The organism is Enterobacter sp. SENG-6, assembly GCF_001605945.1.
GTDB lineage: Bacteria > Pseudomonadota > Gammaproteobacteria > Enterobacterales > Enterobacteriaceae > Enterobacter > Enterobacter cloacae.
The window spans coordinates 1-18,315 of the sequence record NZ_LOMM01000008.1; the positions used below are offsets into that span (position 1 = coordinate 1).

The 18,315-nt window shown below is 58.7% G+C and carries 17 protein-coding genes; 5 read left to right on the top strand and 12 right to left on the bottom strand.

The genetic code is table 11. The features are described from left to right. Positions 1-94: 94 nt before the first annotated feature. Genes AX755_RS04905 through AX755_RS04925 form a run of 5 tightly spaced genes read right to left on the bottom strand, consistent with a single transcriptional unit; the run spans position 95 to position 6,826 of the window. The gene (locus tag AX755_RS04905; protein WP_013097213.1) at positions 95-2,152 is read right to left on the bottom strand and encodes a beta-galactosidase; all 2,058 of its coding nucleotides are present in this window, start codon (positions 2,150-2,152) and stop codon (positions 95-97) included. A 29-nt stretch (positions 2,153-2,181) separates the two neighbouring features. Then, positions 2,182-3,384: a glycoside hydrolase family 53 protein gene (locus AX755_RS04910; RefSeq protein WP_062856385.1), complete on the bottom strand. Its 1,203-nt coding sequence runs from the start codon at positions 3,382-3,384 to the stop codon at positions 2,182-2,184. Between the two features lie 2 nt (positions 3,385-3,386). Then, positions 3,387-4,238 (bottom strand): sugar ABC transporter permease, encoded by an 852-nt coding sequence (locus AX755_RS04915; RefSeq protein ID WP_013097215.1) that lies wholly within the window; start codon positions 4,236-4,238, stop codon positions 3,387-3,389. A gap of 11 nt (positions 4,239-4,249) precedes the next feature. Beyond that, the gene (locus AX755_RS04920; RefSeq protein WP_029883250.1) at positions 4,250-5,554 is read right to left on the bottom strand and encodes a carbohydrate ABC transporter permease; all 1,305 of its coding nucleotides are present in this window, start codon (positions 5,552-5,554) and stop codon (positions 4,250-4,252) included. 57 nt (positions 5,555-5,611) lie between these two features. Then, entirely contained in the window at positions 5,612-6,826 is a 1,215-nt protein-coding gene (locus tag AX755_RS04925) for an extracellular solute-binding protein (RefSeq protein ID WP_013097217.1), read from the bottom strand. 321 nt (positions 6,827-7,147) lie between these two features. Here AX755_RS04925 and AX755_RS04930 point away from each other — a divergent pair, with 321 nt between their 5' ends. Continuing rightward, positions 7,148-8,263, top strand: a complete 1,116-nt coding sequence (locus AX755_RS04930) for an ABC transporter ATP-binding protein (RefSeq protein WP_062856386.1) — start codon at positions 7,148-7,150, stop codon at positions 8,261-8,263. Here AX755_RS04930 and hpxK read toward each other — a convergent pair. From hpxK to hpxU, 7 genes are all read right to left on the bottom strand, one after another. Continuing rightward, complete coding sequence (hpxK, locus tag AX755_RS04935; RefSeq protein WP_062856387.1) at positions 8,260-9,498, bottom strand: allantoate amidohydrolase; 1,239 nt, start codon at positions 9,496-9,498, stop codon at positions 8,260-8,262. The two genes, AX755_RS04930 and hpxK, sit on opposite strands and share 4 nt — an antisense overlap. Next, positions 9,495-10,736: a pyridoxal-phosphate-dependent aminotransferase family protein gene (locus AX755_RS04940; RefSeq protein WP_038419062.1), complete on the bottom strand. Its 1,242-nt coding sequence runs from the start codon at positions 10,734-10,736 to the stop codon at positions 9,495-9,497. Before AX755_RS04940 ends, hpxK begins: the two co-directional genes overlap by 4 nt. 13 nt (positions 10,737-10,749) lie before the next feature. Next, positions 10,750-11,487, bottom strand: a complete 738-nt coding sequence (locus AX755_RS04945; protein WP_013097221.1) for an amino acid ABC transporter ATP-binding protein — start codon at positions 11,485-11,487, stop codon at positions 10,750-10,752. Further along, positions 11,468-12,124 carry an amino acid ABC transporter permease gene (locus AX755_RS04950; protein WP_020689664.1) on the bottom strand — a complete coding sequence of 219 codons (657 nt, stop codon included), beginning with the start codon at positions 12,122-12,124 and terminating at the stop codon, positions 11,468-11,470. Before AX755_RS04950 ends, AX755_RS04945 begins: the two co-directional genes overlap by 20 nt. Continuing rightward, positions 12,124-12,789: an amino acid ABC transporter permease gene (locus AX755_RS04955; protein ID WP_040021584.1), complete on the bottom strand. Its 666-nt coding sequence runs from the start codon at positions 12,787-12,789 to the stop codon at positions 12,124-12,126. The genes AX755_RS04950 and AX755_RS04955 overlap by 1 nt, the downstream gene beginning before the upstream one ends. A gap of 4 nt (positions 12,790-12,793) precedes the next feature. Next, a complete protein-coding gene (locus tag AX755_RS04960; RefSeq protein ID WP_040021585.1) occupies positions 12,794-13,576 on the bottom strand; it encodes a transporter substrate-binding domain-containing protein in 783 nt (260 codons plus the stop codon). 192 nt (positions 13,577-13,768) lie between these two features. Continuing rightward, complete coding sequence (gene hpxU, locus AX755_RS04965; protein WP_062856388.1) at positions 13,769-14,608, bottom strand: MurR/RpiR family transcriptional regulator HpxU; 840 nt, start codon at positions 14,606-14,608, stop codon at positions 13,769-13,771. A 145-nt stretch (positions 14,609-14,753) separates the two neighbouring features. Here hpxU and hpxW point away from each other — a divergent pair, with 145 nt between their 5' ends. Genes hpxW through hpxZ form a run of 4 tightly spaced genes read left to right on the top strand, consistent with a single transcriptional unit; the run spans position 14,754 to position 18,313 of the window. Next, on the top strand, positions 14,754-16,337 hold the full coding sequence (hpxW, locus tag AX755_RS04970; RefSeq protein WP_062856389.1) for an oxamate amidohydrolase: 1,584 nt from the start codon (positions 14,754-14,756) through the stop codon (positions 16,335-16,337). Between the two features lie 10 nt (positions 16,338-16,347). Then, complete coding sequence (hpxX, locus tag AX755_RS04975; protein ID WP_023620993.1) at positions 16,348-16,536, top strand: oxalurate catabolism protein HpxX; 189 nt, start codon at positions 16,348-16,350, stop codon at positions 16,534-16,536. After that, a complete protein-coding gene (locus tag AX755_RS04980; RefSeq protein WP_062856390.1) occupies positions 16,533-17,930 on the top strand; it encodes an AtzE family amidohydrolase in 1,398 nt (465 codons plus the stop codon). Before hpxX ends, AX755_RS04980 begins: the two co-directional genes overlap by 4 nt. Further along, on the top strand, positions 17,927-18,313 hold the full coding sequence (hpxZ, locus tag AX755_RS04985; RefSeq protein WP_020689671.1) for an oxalurate catabolism protein HpxZ: 387 nt from the start codon (positions 17,927-17,929) through the stop codon (positions 18,311-18,313). The genes AX755_RS04980 and hpxZ overlap by 4 nt, the downstream gene beginning before the upstream one ends. Positions 18,314-18,315 lie beyond the last annotated feature (2 nt).

The window sequence follows — 18,315 nt, forward strand, 5'->3', positions numbered from 1 at the left end:
GAAAAAGCTGGGAAAAGAGTACAGTAATATGGTCATGGTGGCATGACCATATTACTGGGGATCCCTCAGCCCACAGGGAGAGGGAGAAAATCAATTACGCTTTACGCCTGAGCACCCGACAGTCCCAGGGCAGCAGAGCGGTATCGCCCGCAGCAGCGGCGTCTGTCATGCAGTCGGTATACCCCTGTGGCAGCGCGATGTACTGCTGCTGTGCCGTGTAGTTCTGCACAAACACCCAGGTGGTTTCGCCATCCGTGCGTGCCGTGGCAACCACGCCCGGCGGGAGTTCACCCTCGATGGCGCGCGGTAGTGCCAGCTCGTTGATAATTCCGGCGAAGAAATCGCGCTGGAACGGCAGATCGTTACGTGAAGCAACATGCCACGCCTTGCCTTTACCGACGCGGTTGACCGTTACCGCAGGGCGACCTGCGTAGAAATCATCGCGGTAGGTCGCCAGCACCTGTGCGGACTCAGCGTGGATCAGCTCGCATAAATGCCGCACCTGATACGGCCCCTGCAAACCTGCCGCGTTGCCTGCCAGCCCCTGAATCAGGTTGCGCTCCCCCTCGCCCAGGCACTCGATTTCTTCTGCCCAGATGCCCAGAAGCTTGCGCAGCGGGCCAGGGAAACCGCCCAGATGACAGAGATCGGTCTCATCCACCACGCCGGTCCAGTAGGTCGTCACCAGATGCCCGCCATTAGCCACAAAGGCTTCTGCCCGCTCGGCAAACCCTTCGCGTACCATATAAAGCATGGGGGCCACCACCAGCGCGTAGTCGCTCAGATCGCCGTCAGCGTCAATGACATCCACCGCAATGCCTTTTTCCCAGAACGGACGATAGTGCTCGTTGACGGTTTTTTCGTACTCCATTCCCATATTGCGCGGACCTTCGGCATCATCCAGCGCCCAGCGGTTTTGCTGGTCGAAGACAATCGCCACCCGGGCCTCGGTACGGCAACCTGCGACCTCCGGCAGGCGTGCCAGCATCTCGCCCAGGCGCGTCACTTCACGCCCGACGCGGGTATCCAGATGACCCACGTGGTCGATAACCGCGCCGTGGAATTTCTCCACCGACCCGCGGCTTTTACGCCACTGGAAGTACTGCACCGAATCCGCTCCGTGCGCCACCGCCTGCATCGACGAGAGAATATGCATCCCCGGCTTTTTCAGCTTGCTGGTTGGCTGCCAGTTGGTGGTGCTCGGCGTCGACTCCATCAGCACGAAGGGCTTACCGCCCTTCAGGCTACGCATCATGTCGTGATACATGGCGGTGTAGCAGGCGAGCGCCGTTTCGTCTTTCTCCTTGTGCCACATCGGGTAGCTGTCCCAGGAGATAAAGTCGATCGCCTTCGCAAGCTGCCAGTAGTCGTAGTCGTAGAAATACTCCATAAAGTTGGTGGTTACCGGCAGTTCCGCATTCGCTACTTTTAGTGGGGCCACTTCATGGCGGCAGAAATCGGTCACCTGTGCGGTATTGAAGCGACGCCAGTCGAGGTTGAGGCCGTGAATCGATACTTCTCCCTGCGGCGCAGGGGACTCTATCTGCGACCAGTCGGTGTAGGTGTGGCTCCAGAAGGTGCTCCACCACGCGTGGTTCAGCGCGTCCAGGGTTTTATAGCGCGCCTTCAGCCAGTCGCGAAAACGTGCCTGACACAGGTGACAGTGACATTCGCCGCCGTATTCATTAGAGATATGCCAGCCCAGCACCGCCGGATGGTGTGAATAACGCTCCGCCAGCAGGCGGTTAATGGTGAATGTCTTCTCACGGTACACTGGCGATGACATGCAGTGGTTATGCCGGCCTCCGTGCAGCGCGGGCACGCGGTTGCGCCCGACGCGCAGCACCTCAGGGTATTTTTGCGACATCCACGCCGGACGCGCGCCGCTTGGCGTAGCAAGGAAAATATGAATACCTGCCGCATACAGTTTTTCAATAATATTATCCAGCCACGCAAAATCATATTCCCCTTCACGCGGCTCCAGCTTTGCCCAGCTAAATATGCCCACCGACATCACATTACATTTTGCCTGCTGCATCATGGCAATATCTTTTTCAATAATACCGGGATAATTCTCCCATTGCTCCGGGTTATAGTCGGCGCCATGCAATAACGCCGCGACCTTTGGGCTTAAAGGCGCAAATTTATTCATATTAAAAACGTCCTGAATGAAGATAAAAATTATTTAAATACCGTTATTGATGGCAGCACTTTTCCCTGGCAATCAAATAACGCCTGATTCTCGCGGGCATTCCCCTCTTTCCATTCGTCATGGATATATTTCATGCCGGCTTTGGTCGCCCACGTGGTGCCCGGTACGGCAATCCAGGTCGGCTCCCAATAAAAGATGCCTTTGCCACGGTGGTCCGGAACATCAATAACGGACTGCATTAAATCGTGAATATAATCGTACTGGCCCTGAACGGTACCCGGATAGCCGCCGTCTTTTTCTTCTTTCGCCTGGAAGCTGTTCTCAGCGTTATCGCAGTTGTCCAGCGTATAGCCGTATGCCGCTTCCACCACAATCACGTCTTTGTTATAGCGCTTGCTGATGTCATCCATATTGGCCTTCAGCGCGCTAATCGGGCCGTTCCAGTAGGTGTACATTGACAGGCCGATGATATCGAATGGCACGTCGCGCTTCGCGATTTCGTCAAACCACCAGCGGAAGGTGTCATTTTTAGTCCCTTCGGCCAGGTGCAGCATGATTTTCACCTGCTCGCCGCCGGTCAGATTCTCTTTTAGCCCGCTAATGGCGGCGTTGAGCAGTCCGGCCAGACGGTCAAACTCGCCGCCGCCCTGCCCCCAGCTTTTGCCTTCCGGCCACAGCATGCCGCCGTTGATTTCGTTACCGATCTGCACCATGTCCGGCAGGACGCCCTCTTGCTTAAAGCGGGCGATGGTGTCGCGGGTGTAGTCATGGATCGCCGTTTTAAGCTGCGGGTAGTCCATCTTCTCCCAGGCTTTCGGCTTGAACTGTTTGCCCGGATCGGTCCAGAAATCGCTGTAGTGGAAATCGAGCAGCAGCTTCAGGCCCTGCGCCTTCACGCGCTTCGCCAGCGCAATCGTGTTTTCCAGGTTGTTACTGCCACCGCCATAGGTCTTGCCGCTCGCATCCTGTGGATCAACCCACAGGCGCAGGCGTACATAGTTCACGCCGTTGGCCTTCAGGATCGCAATCGCATCCTGCTGCTGGCCGTTCTGGTTATAGAATTTCGCGCCGTGTTGTTCGGCTTCCAGTAGGGTCGAAATATCCGCCCCCTTAATAAAATCTGCAGGCATGGCGTTAAACGGACGCGTTTTCACCGCGTCGGCAGCAAAAGCACTCGCGGCAAGGCCACATGAGAGGCAAACGGCGAGCAAAGCGGGTTTGAGTCTTTTCATGGTTATCCTTTGGTACTCCCGGAGGTCAGGCCGGAGACGAAGTATTTTTGTAACGCCAGGTAGAGGATCGCCACCGGCACCGCAATCAGGACCGCGCCTGCCGCGTAGGTGGTGTAGCTGGCACCCATTTTTTGCGCCACCAGGTTATAAAGCCCGATGGGTAAGGTGTATTTGTCCGGGGTGCGCAAAATGGTGCTGGAGAGGATGAAATCCCCCAGCGGCCCGGTGAAGGAGAACAGCGCCACCACCGCCACAATCGGCTTCGAAAGCGGCATGATAATTTCGATGAAAATCCGGAAATTACTGGCCCCGTCCATGCGCGCGGATTCATCCAGATCTTTCGGGATGGCATCGAGGTAGCCTTTCATCAGGTAAGTGTTCATCGGGATCATGCCGCCCACGTAGATCAGCACCAGCGCCAGATGGCTATTGATAAGGCCCAGCAACTGCGACAGCACGAAGATGGCAATCAGCGCCGAGAACTGGGGGATCATCTGCAGCAGCAGGAACAGCATCAGACCGTTCTGGCGCCCCTTAAAGCGAAAGCGCGAAAACGCGTAGGCGGTAAAGCTGACGCTGATTAAGGTCAGTACCATGGTCAGGAAGCTGATTTTCATTGAGTTCCAGTACCAGGTCATGTAGTTCACCTGGCCGTTGAACAGGTCGGCATAGTGCTGCACCGAGAAGTTCTCTGGAATAATCGACGAGCTCAGCAGACTATTACCCGCGTTAAACGACGCACCGACGGTCCACACCAGCGGGTAAATGATGATTATCGAGACCAGCACGATAACCAGCCAGGAGAGCGAGAGGCGAACCCACTTCTCACGTTTAATACTTTGTGATTGAGCCATTGTTACGTTCCTTACGCCATGTCGTCATTTTTGAACGATTTCGTGGCGCGGAACTGCCATAGCGCCAGCCCGACGACAAAGATCGACAGCAGGATAGTGATGGTCGCCGCAATCGCATATTGCGAAGAGGACATCGTCAGTTTGTAGATCCACGACACCAGGATATCCGTCCCACCCGCATTCGACCCTACCACCGCCGGTCCACCGTTATTAAACAGGTAGATGATGTTGAAATTATTGAAGTTGAAGGTGTATTGAGTGATCAGAATCGGCGCAATCGAGTAAAGCACCAGCGGCAGCGTGATGGTACGCAACTTAGTCGCGCTGCTGGCGCCGTCCATGGTCGCCGCTTCGTACAGATCGTCCGGAATGGCCTGCAGCACGCCGGTGGTCATAGCGAAAACAAACGGGAAGCCGAGCCAGGTCTGCATCATAATCAGCGCCGTTTTGGTCCAGAACGGATCGGTCATCCAGGCTTTTGGCGCGATGCCGAAGAAGGCCAGAATGGCGTTGTTGATCACCCCAAAGGAGTCGTTGAACATTCCGGCAAACACCAGGATGGTGACAAAGCCCGGCACCGCCCAGGGCAGAATGAAGATGGTGCGGATCAGCGGCTTAAAGCGCAGATCTTTCTGGTTCACCAGAATGGCCAGCAGCACGCCTACCGAACATTGCAGCGTGGTAGCGAGCAGGGTCCAGACCACTGTCCACTGCAGCACGTCGAAGAAGGTCGAACGCCAGATGGAGAGCGTGAAGATATTGATGAAGTTCTTAAACCCAACCCAGTCCACCAGCTTAGCCGGCGGCGTGTGGTAGAGGTTGTAGTTGGTAAAGGCGATAGCAAAGCCGAACAGGATCGGGAAAACCACTACAAACACCAGCAGGATAAAGCCGGGCGTGATCATCAGATACGGGAAGCCGTCGCTCAGCAGCATCTGGTACTGCTTGCGCACGCTGTTAAGCGCAAGTCCCGCATCGCGTTTTCTGCCATTCACCCACGCATCACGCATCGACAGGTACCAGACCATCACGCCAAACGCGGCGATCAGCACGCTGATGATCCCCTCAGCCAGCAGGAAGATGGAGTTGTCCCGCGGTACCTCCTCGCCCAGCGTCACCAGCCCCCACAGCCCTTCGCGCAGAAAATCGGCAAATACGCCGAGAAAACTGACCAGCAGTACCAGGAAGATGATCCCTTTCAGCCACTGACGATGGTAGAACTGGCCGAAGCCGGGGATGAACGCCAGCAGCAGGCCGGTCCAGGCATGGCGCCCGGCCCCGTGCGGTCTGGCAAAATTTTCCGGGATGATACTCACAGACAACTCCTTTCAAAAAAACGGGAGAGAGTCCTCCCGTTTTGTGACGGCAGAAAATTACTGGTTGCTGGCCTGCATGGCTTCGATTTGCATCTGGACCTGTTTTTCTGCGCTATCCAGCGCGGCTTTAGGATCCTGTTTGCCGGTCAGGCTCAACTCCAGCGCGGCGTTGGCTGGCCCCCAGACTTCACCCATTTCAGGGATGCCCGGCATGGCAGTTGCGCGCGCCGACTGTACCGCGACGGCACTCGCTTTTTCGTCGTTTTTGATAATCGGATCGTCGATCATCGCGGTAAGCGGCGGGATTTCACGCGTGGCGATGTAGCGCGTTTTCACATACTGCGGCTGGTTGATGAATTCGATAAATTTCTGCGCCAGGGCTTTATCTTTGCTCCACGTGGAGACAACGTAGCCTTTCACGCCAAGGAAAGAACTCATAGGCTTGCCGTCGGGCAGCGTTGGCAGCGGCGCAACGCCGTAGTTGATCCCTGCTGCTTCATACGGCTGGAATGCCCACGGCCCATTGATCACGGCTGCCGCTTTCTTCTCGGTGAACAGGGAGTCAATGGCGTTCAGACCGTTATCACCGACTATCCCGGCCGGGAAGATCCCGTCGGCGTAGAATTTTTTAAGGTACGTCACGGCCTCTACCGCGCCCGGCTTGTTCAGGCCAACGTCGCTGGCGTTATAGCCGCCCTTGTCGTTATGACCGAAGATGTAGCCGCCCATCGGAGAAATTGCCCCCCAGCTGTAGTAAATCTGGTCGAACTTGGCGAGCAGGCCGTACTGGTTTTTCGCGCGCTGCTGTTTCGAAAAGTCATACCAGTCCTGCAGCGAATTGAGGGGCTTGTCGATAAGGTCTTTGTTGTAGATCAGCACCAGCGTCTCGACCGCTTTCGGTACGCCGTAGAGGGCATTATCCATTTTGAAGGCATTGATTGAGGCCGGGGTGTACTGTTCGGTCTGCTTAGCCTCCAGATTCAGGGGGGTCAGCAACCCTTGCACTACGGCGCCGCCCAGCTGATCGTTAGGGATCACCAGCACGTCCGGGCCAATGCCCGCCGGGCCATCCAGACGCAGTTTTTCCAGCTGTTGGGCGTAAGGGGTTTCCTGGACGTTGACCTTAACGTCGTACTGTTTTTCAAAGTCAGCCACCGCCTCTTTTATACCGGATGACTTCTTGATGTCTTCCCAGACGTTAAGCTGCGTGGTGGCATGTACCTGCACCGAGAGCGTAGAGAGGATCAGAGCGGCAAGTAGGTTCTTTTTCATTACAAACCTCATGTGAAGGTATAACAATTTTATGGTTGTTATGACATTTAACGCCTTATCTGCCTCATCTAAAATTCAGCAAAACCAGATGCTGCACGTATGACATCAAATATCTTTGGTTTGGTATACGCTACCCTTCACGTCATGATAACTCTACAAAAAACTGTAAGTTGTGTGATCGTCATAACATTAATGGAAAATCTGTATAGGGCGCATGAATACTGGAAGTTATAGTCAATACAGACAAATTGCACCGTCCAGCTATGTTGAACCTGATTGTTATACGTAAAACATAGATAGCGGTTTACTCGGGGAACACTGATGTCAAACATACAGTTAAGGAATGTCACCAAGCGCTTTGGCGACACCGTCACCTTGCACAACGTGAATCTTGAAATTGAAGACGGGGAATTCGCCGTCTTTGTTGGCCCTTCCGGCTGCGGTAAATCGACCATGCTGCGCATGATTGCCGGTCTGGAGGAGATTAGCGAAGGTGAAGTCTTAATCGGTAATGAGGTCATGAATGACGTCGCGCCTTCCCACCGCGGCGTGGCCATGGTGTTTCAGTCCTACGCGCTCTATCCGCACATGACGGTCGCCGAAAACATGGGCTACGGGCTGAAAGTGAATAAGGTCCCAAAAGAACAGATCCGTCACCAGGTGGAGATGGTCGCAAAAACGCTGCAGCTCTCCCACCTGCTGGACCGCAAACCTAAACAGCTTTCGGGCGGGCAGCGCCAGCGCGTGGCAATAGGCCGCGCCATCGTGCGTAACCCGCGCGTCTTTATGTTTGATGAACCGCTCTCTAACCTGGACGCCGAACTGCGCGTCGAGATGCGTCTGCACCTTGCCCGCCTGCATCAGGAGCTGAAAACCACCATGGTGTATGTCACGCACGACCAGATCGAAGCGATGACCCTGGCCGACAAGATCGTGGTCATGAACTATGGCAAGGTTGAGCAGATGGGCGCCCCGATGGATCTCTATTACAAACCGGCAAATAAGTTTGTCGCCGGGTTTATCGGTTCTCCGAAGATGAACTTTCTGCCGGCGACCGTTGAAGCCTGGCAGCCAGGTAAGCTTACCGTCATGCTATCGCAACAGAAGTCGCTCACGCTCGCGATAACCACCACACCGCTGCAGCCGGGAAGTCAGGTCACGCTGGGCATCCGCCCGGAACATTTAACCACCGACCTTCACCGCGGCACGCGGCTGGAATTTAACTGTGAAGTGGTGGAGCGACTGGGAAACAATACTTACCTGTTTGGGCAATGCTATGGCCATGACAACGTGAAGATCTTGCTGCCGGGCGACGTGAAGTTCGCGCCCTGGCAGAAGATAGACGTGGCGTTTGACGACCATCACTGCATGGTTTTTGACGACCAGGATGTACGGGTGAGCGCTGATATCGAAGATGCGGTGCGTTCGGTGGCTTAACGCGCGCCACCGTCAGCCAGCGTCCTCACCGCCCGCCCAAACGCCTCAATCGCCAGCGCGACATCCTCAGCCATCACCGACTCCGCCGGATGGTGGCTGATACCCCCCTTGCAGCGCACAAACAACATCCCCACCGGCCAGCGTTCTGCCAGCGCAATGGTGTCGTGCCCGGCACCGCTCGGCAGCGATAGCGTGCGGCCCTGAACCAATGTCACGGCCTCCCCTAACAGAGATTGCAGTCTGGCATCGCACGGCGTGGCGGCTATCCGGTAAAACTCCTCGGCGTTGAAACGGAGCCCACGCCGGGCTGCGATCTCTTCCGCCTGAATGAGCAGTTCAGTGAGCAGTGCGTCCAGCGGGGCATCCTGCGGGCCGCGAATATCCAGCGAGAGCGCCACCTCGCCGGGAATCACATTGACCGCGCCGGGCAGGCAGCGTAACGCCCCCACCGTGGCAACCAGATTGCCGCCGCGCTGTCGGGTGGTGTTTTCAACCTGCACCATCCATTCGGCAGCTGCGGCCAGGGCATCTTTACGGTGAGCCATCGGCACGGTTCCGGCATGCCCGGCTTCGCCGGTAAAGAGACAGTTCAGACGCCGCGCACCGTTAATGGCTTCTACCACCCCCAGCGCCAGCCCCTCCTGCTCCAGGCACGGCCCCTGTTCAATATGCAGCTCCAGACAGGCGCTGAAATCGTCCTGATGCCGCGCAGCAAGCGATACCCGCGCGGGATCCAGCCCCGCCTGCACCATCGCCTGCGCCACGCTTATGCCACTGGCATCACAGGTATCAAGCCAATTCTCCGGCCAGGTGCCCGTCAGACCGCGACTGCCTAACAGCGTGATGCCGAAGCGGGTTCCCTCTTCGTCGCAGAAGCCAACAATCTCGATGGCCTGCGCCAGGCGCACGCCCTGCTGATGCAGGCTGTCCACCACTTCAATGGCGGTGAGCACGCCGAGCATGCCGTCGTAGCGCCCGGCATTGCGCACGGTATCCAGATGCGAGCCAAGCAGTATCGCCGGTGCGCCCTCCTGCTGCGCCTCATAGCGCCCGCAAATATTCCCGACGCTGTCCTGCCAGACGGTCATGCCCGCCTGGCTCATCCACTGCCCGACCAGCTGGTTGGCCTGCAGATGCTGCGTGGAAAGATAAACCCGCGTCAGGCCGTCCGGGGTTTCGCTGATGGCGGCCAGCGCATCGGCACGGGCCAACACCCGCTCTGCCGCCGGGCTCATTGTGACGTCTCGCGGCGATAATGATCCCACGCGGCCTGCATCGCCGCCCCCTGGGGGGTGGTGAATTTCAGGTAGTTCAGCACCGACTCCAGCGCGCTCAGGGTGGTCATTACGCAGTCTTTACGGGCGTTATAACCCATGGTGCCAATGCGCCATACCTTGCCGTGCAGCGGGCCAAACGAGGTGCCAATTTCGATACCGAAATCTTCCAGCATCAGCTTACGCACCTGATCGCCGTTAACGCCCTGCGGGATCACCACGCCCAGCACGTTGTTCATCTTGTGCTTCAGATCGCCAAAGGTCTCCAGCCCCATCGCCTGAATGCCTTTCAGCAGCGCATCGCCGTGCAGCTTGTGCCGGGCGATGCCGTTGTCCAGCCCCTCCTGCAGGATCAGCCGCGCGCATTCGCGGGCGCCAAACAGCGCGGTGGTGGCTTCAGTGTGATGGTTCAGCCGCTCCGGCCCCCAGTAATCCATCACCATGCCGAGATCGAAATAGTTGGAGTAGATCATCTCCTCGTCGCCGTCGCGATGGGCGTCGGTGCGGATCCCCTCCTCGACGCATTTGCGGCGGCGGATCGCCTCTTCCATGCGTGGGCTCAGGGTGATCGGTGACGTGCCGGACGGACCGCCAAGGCATTTCTGCATGCCAGCGGAGACGGCATCCAGCCCCCAGGCATCGGTTTCCAGCGCGTTCCCCCCCAGCGACGCGGTGGCGTCGGTGTAAAACAGCACGTCATAACGGCGGCAAATCGCGCCGAGCTCGGCCAGCGGCTGCAGCATGGTGGTGGAGGTATCCCCCTGCACGGTCAGCAGCAGACGGGGACGAATACGTTTGATGGCATCCTCCACCTGATCCGGGGTAAACACCTCGCCCCACGGCACCTCGATGGTATGCACTTCCGCCCGGCAGCGGCGGGCGATTTCGCACAGCAGATGGCCGAAGCGGCCAAACACCGGCACCAGCACTTTATCGCCCGGGCGAATGGCCGAAACCAGAATCGCCTCAATGCCCGCGCGGGAGGTGCCGTCCACCAGCATCGTCCAGCGGTTTTCGGTGCGGAACACCCCGCGATAGAGCGCCATTACTTCGTTCATATAGTGGGTCATCGCCGGGTCGTACTGACCAATCAGCTGGCTCGACATGGCGCGCAGCACGCGCGGATCGGCATTGATCGGCCCCGGGCCCATCAGCAGACGCTGCGGCGGATTAAGTTGCGGAAATTGAGCGATATCCATTGTTAAGTCCTTATCAGTTGAGGCCGCGCACGGAGGAGATGAACTGCTTCAGTTCGGTGGTCTGCGGGTTGGCGAAAAGCGTTTTGCTGTCGCCCTGCTCCCAGACTTTCCCCTGGTGCATAAACACCACGCGGTCGCCCACTTCGCGGGCAAAATTCATTTCATGGGTCACGAGAATCAGGGTCATCCCTTCTGCTGCCAGCTGCTCCAGCACCTTAAGCACTTCGCCCACCAGTTCCGGGTCGAGCGCGGAGGTGATCTCGTCACAAAGTAAGACTTTTGGCGACATCGCCAGCGCACGGGCAATCGCCACGCGCTGCTGCTGGCCGCCGGAGAGACTCGACGGGTAGTAATCCAGACGATCGCCGAGGCCGACTTTCTCCAGCATCTGCTGCGCCAGCGCCCGGCATTCGGCGGCACTTTTCTTCAGCACCCGACGCGGGGCGAGCATTACGTTTTCCAGCGCCGTCATGTGCGGGAACAGGTTGAAGTTCTGGAACACCATCCCGACCGAGCGGCTGATTTCACGCGCCTGGGAATCCCGGTCGGTGATGGTCATGCCGCCAAGCTTGATGCTGCCGTCCTGATACCCTTCCAGACCGTTGATGCAGCGCAGCAGGGTGCTTTTGCCGGATCCGCTGCGCCCGATAATCGAAATCACCTGGCCCATGTCGATATCGAGATCGACCCCCTTCAGGACATGGTTATCGCCGTAGTACTTCTGCACCTGATTAATGGTGATGAGAGGCATTGAATTTAGTCTCCAGATAACGGCTGTAACGCGACAGCGGATAACACAGAATGAAGTAGCCCAGCGCCACCAGCGCAAAGACCTTAAACGGTTGATAAGTGACATTGGTGAGCATCGTCCCGGCTTTGGTCAGCTCGATAAAGCCGATGATTGACGCCAGCGCCGTGCCCTTAATCACCTGGACGGCAAAACCGACCGTCGGCGCAATCGCAATCCGCAACGCCTGCGGCGCGACCACCCGATAAAGCGTCTGGCCAAAGGTCAGCCCCAGACAGCGCGACGCTTCCCACTGCCCTTTGGGCAGCGCGCGAATGCTGCCAAACCAGATATCAAGCAAAAACGCGCTGGTGTAGAACGTGAGGGCCAGCGATGCGGCGGTCCATGGCGAGACATCGATGCCGAACAGCGCCACGCCGAAGAACGCCAGAAATAGCTGCATCAGCAGCGGTGTACCCTGAAACAGTTCGATATAGCCGCGGATCAGGCGCATGATCATTCGCCCGCCAGTGAGACGCAGCAGCAGCAGCGGCAGGGTCACCACCGCGCCGCCGACAAACGCCACCAGCGACAGCAGTATCGTCCAGCGCCCGGCCAGCAGCAGGTTACGAATAATGTCCCAGTCGGTAAAGGTGGTCATCATGCCTGTACCCCCAGCCATTTGCGTCCTGCCGCCATCATCAGCTGACGCAGGGTAATCGACAGCGCTAAGTAAATCCCGGTTGTCACCAGATAAACCTCAAAGCTCAGAAACGTTCTGGACTGGATCAGGTTGGCGGCAAAGGTCAGCTCTTCATACGAGACCTGCGACACCACCGACGAGCCGAGCATCACGATAATGCACTGGCTCACCAGCGCCGGATAAATACGCTGTAGCGCAGGCGGTAACACCACGCGAATGAAGGTCTGGGTGCGGGTCAGCCCCAGCACGCGTCCGGCCTCCCACTGCCCTTTTGGTGTTACCTGAATGCCCGCCCGGACAATTTCCGTGCTGTACGCGCCCAGATTGATCACCATCGCCAGCAGTGCCGCCTCACCCGCCGTCATCTTCAGCCCCATATTGGGCAGGCCAAAGACGATAAAAAACAGCTGCACCACAAACGGCGTGTTACGGATAATCTCCACGTAACCGCCCCAGATCCGGCTAAACCACGTCGCCCGCCCGCTGCGAATAGCCGCCCCGAAAATACCAATCGTCAGACCGCCCAGGGTCGCCATCACCGTCAACTGGATGGTGACCCACAGCCCGGCCAGCAGCGCCGGCCAGTGCGGCCAGAGCTCAGAGAAATGGAGTTGCTCTGTCATTGCCTTACACGCCAAGGCTTGCCGGCAGCGGCGCCTTGAGCCACTGCTCAGAGAAGCCGTTCAGGGTGCCGTCTTTAATACCCTGTTCAATCAGCGCATCCACTTTCGCCTTCAGCGCTGGTTCATTTTTCTTCAGCCCGATAAAGCACGGTGAATCTTTCAGCATAAAGCTCGGCACCGGAGCTTTCTCCGCGTTCTGGCGCGAGATGGCCGCCACCACGAGGTTGCCGGTGGCCACATACTGTACCTGTCCGGACAGATACGCCGACAGCGTGGTGTTGTTGTCCTCATAGCGTTTTACGTCTGCGTCTTTCGGCGCCAGGCTGGTCAGCACCATGTCCTCGACCGCGCCACGCGTCACGCCGATGGTTTTACCGCTCAGGGCGGCGGCATCTTTCAGCTCTGCGCCTTTCGGGCCAAACACCCCGAGGAAGAACGGCGCATAGGCGCGGCTGAAATCGATCACCTTTTCACGTTCCGCATTCTTACCGAGGCTTGAAATGACAAGGTCAACTTTGTCGGTTTGCAGATAAGGCACGCGGTTGGCGCTGGTCACCGGAACCAGTTGCAGCTTGACCTTCATCTGTTTGGCCAGATAGCGCGCCATATCGATGTCATAGCCCTGCGGCTGCAGATCGGTTCCGACCGAGCCAAACGGCGGGAAATCCTGCGGCACGGCAATGCGAATGGTGCCGCGTTTCTCGATATCCTGAAGCTGGTCCGCCTTTGCCGACAGGTTAGTGAATAGACAAACGGCCCCGGCCAGTGCAATCAACAATTTTTTCATGGTGCTTCCCCGTAACGTTAACATGAAACAAAAGATTCTTTGAATTGGATTTTGCAACTAATGTGCCAGATAAAGCGAAACGCGGGATTTTGTTGTAAAGCCTGATAAAACAAAGGCGGGGCGAAAAAGCTGTCTCTTTTTCGCCCCGCCTCACTGCACCATTTCAATGCAAAGCACCACACCGATGCCCCATTATCGTTGTTCGAGCTCGTCCAGGTGCTGATACAGGGTGGCGATCTCATGAATGCGCGGACGGCCTTTATCGAGGATTTCATGCAGGAAGGCGTTTGCCAGTAGGTTGATCAGGCTATTGACCGAGGCGTAGCTGTCATAGGCTGAGACGCTGTCCAGCGGAGCACAGAGCTGCCAGCTCGCCAGCGGAAACAGGCTGTGCGCCTGCGGCTCGCACATCAGCAGCACCGGGATACCGCTGCCCTGAAGCTGCTGCAGCAGCGGGCGGATGATGCGCGGGCGGCGGCGAAACGCCATCATCACCACCAGATCGTCGGGGGTGAGATCCACCAGCTCTTCGCTCAGGCTCTGCCCGGGCTGCGGCAACACCAGGACCTGTCCGCGTGCCTGCAACAGCTGCTGACGCAGGTGCAGCGCCGCCGGATAGGCGTTACGCATCCCGATAATGACGATGCGCCTCGCCTTAACCATGCACGCCATCGCGTCGGCAAACTGCCGGGCATCCAGGGCATTCACCCACTGGGTCAGATTAGCCATCTCCTGCTTATAGTGACGCGCCAGCAGCGTATTGCCCTGCACCGCGTCGCGGTTGTCCGTCAGCGGCATACCGCTCTGGCGCAGGGTACGCAGCTCATCGCGCATGTCCTTATACTTCTCATAGCCCAGATGCTTAAACAGGCGGCTCACCGTGGCTTTCGACACCCCGCTCAGCTGCGCCAGCTCGGCGCTGTTGTAGCTGATCAGGTCGTCGAAGTGATCGAAAATAAAATCCGCCACCCGCTGCTCCTGGGGCGACAGTGACGCGTATTGTGCTTTCAGTCGTTCATCAAGCTGTTCCATAACGCCTCTGTAACGTTTGTTTCATCTCTTGCTCTCTATTCATTAAGCATGCCAGCTTATCAGCCGGGATGACATGAAACTTTTCTTTCATACCTGGAACAGCTTTTGCAGCGCCTTGTGACTTTCAGGGTTATGAGGACTGTTCATGCAAAGTAATGTCTCCGTACATGGAATGGCGGTTGCCCCCCATCATCTTGCCAGCCAGAGCGCGCTGTCTGTGCTGCGCGATGGCGGTAGCGCGATTGAAGCGATGGTCGCGGCAGCGGCCACCATTGCCGTGGTCTATCCCCATATGAATGGCCTGGGCGGCGATGGCTTCTGGCTTATCGTGCCCCCCGGCGGCGAACCGATTGCCATCGATGCCAGCGGCGCGGCGGGATCGCTGGCGACGCTTGCCGCCTATGGCGATCTGGCGCACATCCCCCACCGCGGCCCCCGTGCGGCGCTGACCGTGGCGGGTACCGTCAGTGGCTGGGCGGAGGCGCTTAAAGTCTCACACGCGCTGACGGGCAACGCCCTGCCGCTGACGCGCCTGCTGGCAGATGCCATTGACTATGCCCGCAATGGCACGCCGGTCACGGCCTCGCAGGCCACTGCCACCGCCAGTAAATTCGACGAACTGAAAGACCTGCCCGGCTTCGCAGAAACCTGGCTGGTAGACGGCAAACCACCGGAGGTCGGCAGCCGGTTTTATCAACCGGCGCTGGCCTCCACGCTGACGCAACTTGCCGAAGAGGGTCTGGAGAGTTTTTATCGCGGTCCGCTGGCGGCGCGTCTGGCCCGTGGGATGGAGACGCTCGGCCTGCCCATTACGCTGGCGGATTTGAACGCGCATGTCGCCCGGCGCACCACGCCGCTGAAATTAGCGCATCAGCAGGGTGAGGTCTGGAACCTCGCCCCACCGACGCAGGGGCTGGTCTCGCTGGCGATCCTCGGCATCACCGACCGTCTGGCGATGGCCGATGCCGACGACGCCGGGACAGTGCACCGCATTGTGGAAGCCACCAAACTGGCCTTTGGCCTGCGCGATGCCCACATCACCGACCCGCGCGAGCTGAAAACCGATATCCAGAGCCTGCTGGATCCTGCGGCGCTTCAGGCGCTCGCCGACCGGTTTGACGATAACCATGCCGCGCCGTGGGACACCGGCAAAGGCCCTGGCGATACGGTGTGGATGGGGGTGATGGATAACAGCGGCCTGGCCGTGTCGTTTATCCAGAGCATTTATCACGAGTTCGGCAGCGGGGTGGTGCTCCCGGATACGGGTATCGTCTGGCAGAACCGGGGGGCGTCGTTCAGCCTCGATCCCGCACATCTTCTGGCCCTCGCGCCGGGCAAACAGCCGTTCCATACCCTGAACCCGGCCGCGGCGCGTCTGAACGACGGACGGGTGATGGTCTACGGCTCCATGGGCGGTGACGGCCAGCCGCAAACTCAGGCCACGCTCTTTACCCGCTATGTGGTGCAGGGTCTGCCGCTGCAGGAGAGCATCTCCCGTCCGCGCTGGCTGCTGGGGCGCACCTGGGGACAAAGCTCAGACACCTTAAAGGTGGAAGGCCGGTTTTCCCCCGAAACGATCGCACGCCTGCAGGCGCTGGGTCACGAGGTGGAGATCTTCCCGGACTTTAGCGAAGCCATGGGCCACGCGGGCGCGATTGTCCGCCACCCGAACGGGCTGTTTGAAGGCGCGTTCGACCCGCGCAGCAACGGCGGCGCCGCCGGATACTGAGGAGAAAACCATGACAACACAACAACCTGACTGGCATGCCTACCTGGCGCAGATGGAGGCCGTGCTGGGCATTGAGCTGGATGACGCCCGCCGCGCGGAGCTTCAGCAGCAGTTTAGCCGCATTGCCGCCATGGCCGCCCCGCTGATGGCGCTGCCGCTTGATGACCGTCTGGAGATCGCAGGAGTATACAAAGCATGAGGCTACACGAGATGAGTATCAGCGCGATCCAGCAGGCGCTGAGTGCAGGCGAGTTAAGCGCCCGCGAGATCGCCCGTCAGACGCTGGAAGATATTGCGCGCATCAACCCGCAGATCAACGCCTGGACGGCGGTTACCGAAGCGCGGATGCTGGCCGAGGCAGAAAATATCGACACCCTGCGCCGGGAAAAGCGCCCCCTGCCGCCGTTGGCGGGCGTGCCTTACGCGGTAAAAAACCTGTTTGATGTGGCCGGGCACACCACCCTCGCCGGAGCCGAGCTGTTCAGCCAGCGTTCCGCTGCCAGCGCAGACAGCTTTGCGGTTCGCCAGCTACGCAGCGCAGGAGGACTGTTGTCCGGGATGGTCAATATGGATGCCTATGCCTACGGCTTTACCACGGAAAACAGCCACTACGGCGCCACGCGTAATCCGCACGATCTGACGCGCATTGCAGGCGGCTCCTCCGGTGGCTCTGCCGCTGCCGTCGCCGCCGGGCTGGTCCATTTTTCACTGGGTACCGACACCAACGGGTCGATTCGCGTCCCGGCGTCCCTGTGCGGAATTTACGGCTTAAAACCGACCTTTGGCCGCCTGTCACGCTCCGGCAGCCACCCGTTTGTCGCCAGTCTCGATCATATCGGGCCGTTTGCCCGCCGGGTGTGCGATCTGGCGTCCGTGTACGATGCGCTACAGGGACGAGACACCAGCGACCCTTTTCAGGCAGAGTCCTCCCGCGAGCAGACGCGGCCTTTGCTCGATCGCGGTCTGGATGGTTTGCGCTGCGCCGTCCTCGGGGGCTATTTCAGCACGTGGTGTAACGACGACGCCCGGGAAGCCGTCGCGCGCGCGGCACGTGCTCTCAACGTCCAGGAGGAGTTGCAGTTCCCTGAAGCCGCGCTGTCCCGCTCTGCCGCGTTTATCATCAGCGCCTCCGAAGGGGGGAACCAGTACCTGCCGTCACTTCGCCGTGAACCGGAGCGTTTTGAACCACACTCCCGCGAACGCCTGCTGGCTGGGGCGATGATCCCTTCCGCCTGGTATATTCAGGCCCAGCGTTTTCGCGCCCACGCCCGACAGGCCTGTAAAGCGCTGTTTGAACAGGCCGACGTGCTGATCGCTCCGGCAACCCCGCGCAGCGCCACGACGATTGGCGAGCAGATCATGGAGATTAACGGGGAACCACTGCCGGTGCGCGCCAGCATGGGGATGCTGACGCAGCCGATTTCATTTCTGGGTTTACCCGTCACCACCGTTCCGCTACGCACCGCCCGGGGGGCACCGATTGGTCTGCAGCTCATCGCAGCGCCGTTTAATGAACAAGCCTGCCTGCGCGTGGCGCGGGTCCTGGAAGCGAGCGGGATAACCGATGCTCGTCCTGCGGAGATGGCACAATGATGAATCACGACGACATTAACCTTCCCTGGGTGGTGGCGGACGTCACGGCCGCGTTTTATCGCTATGAAGATGCGCTGGTGAGCAACAACATTGCGGTGCTGGATGAGTTGTTCTGGCACGACAAAAACACGGTGCGACTGGGCGCGGGGGAAAACCTTTACGGCATTGATGAAATCCGCGCCTTTCGGGCGGCGCGCCCCTCCGCCGGGCTGCAGCGGACGTTGCGCAATACGGTGATCACCACCTTCGGAGAAGATTACGCGGTGTGCAGCACCGAATTTACCCGCGAGGGGACGGAACGCATTGGCCGCCAGCAGCAGACGTGGGTGCGGTTTGCTTACGGGTGGCGGATCGTGGCGGCGCAGGTGAGTTTGATGTCGTGACG

Coding starts and splice junctions, on each gene's coding strand:
- hpxZ (WP_020689671.1), top strand. CDS start 17,927: ATGATGAATCACGACGACATTAACCTTCCCTGGGTGGTGGCGGACGTC.
- AX755_RS04930 (WP_062856386.1), top strand. CDS start 7,148: ATGTCAAACATACAGTTAAGGAATGTCACCAAGCGCTTTGGCGACACC.
- AX755_RS04905 (WP_013097213.1), bottom strand. CDS start 2,152: ATGAATAAATTTGCGCCTTTAAGCCCAAAGGTCGCGGCGTTATTGCAT.
- AX755_RS04915 (WP_013097215.1), bottom strand. CDS start 4,238: ATGGCTCAATCACAAAGTATTAAACGTGAGAAGTGGGTTCGCCTCTCG.
- hpxX (WP_023620993.1), top strand. CDS start 16,348: ATGACAACACAACAACCTGACTGGCATGCCTACCTGGCGCAGATGGAG.
- AX755_RS04940 (WP_038419062.1), bottom strand. CDS start 10,736: ATGGATATCGCTCAATTTCCGCAACTTAATCCGCCGCAGCGTCTGCTG.
- AX755_RS04910 (WP_062856385.1), bottom strand. CDS start 3,384: ATGAAAAGACTCAAACCCGCTTTGCTCGCCGTTTGCCTCTCATGTGGC.
- AX755_RS04960 (WP_040021585.1), bottom strand. CDS start 13,576: ATGAAAAAATTGTTGATTGCACTGGCCGGGGCCGTTTGTCTATTCACT.
- hpxU (WP_062856388.1), bottom strand. CDS start 14,608: ATGGAACAGCTTGATGAACGACTGAAAGCACAATACGCGTCACTGTCG.
- AX755_RS04950 (WP_020689664.1), bottom strand. CDS start 12,124: ATGACCACCTTTACCGACTGGGACATTATTCGTAACCTGCTGCTGGCC.
- hpxK (WP_062856387.1), bottom strand. CDS start 9,498: ATGAGCCCGGCGGCAGAGCGGGTGTTGGCCCGTGCCGATGCGCTGGCC.
- AX755_RS04955 (WP_040021584.1), bottom strand. CDS start 12,789: ATGACAGAGCAACTCCATTTCTCTGAGCTCTGGCCGCACTGGCCGGCG.
- hpxW (WP_062856389.1), top strand. CDS start 14,754: ATGCAAAGTAATGTCTCCGTACATGGAATGGCGGTTGCCCCCCATCAT.
- AX755_RS04925 (WP_013097217.1), bottom strand. CDS start 6,826: ATGAAAAAGAACCTACTTGCCGCTCTGATCCTCTCTACGCTCTCGGTG.
- AX755_RS04980 (WP_062856390.1), top strand. CDS start 16,533: ATGAGGCTACACGAGATGAGTATCAGCGCGATCCAGCAGGCGCTGAGT.
- AX755_RS04945 (WP_013097221.1), bottom strand. CDS start 11,487: ATGCCTCTCATCACCATTAATCAGGTGCAGAAGTACTACGGCGATAAC.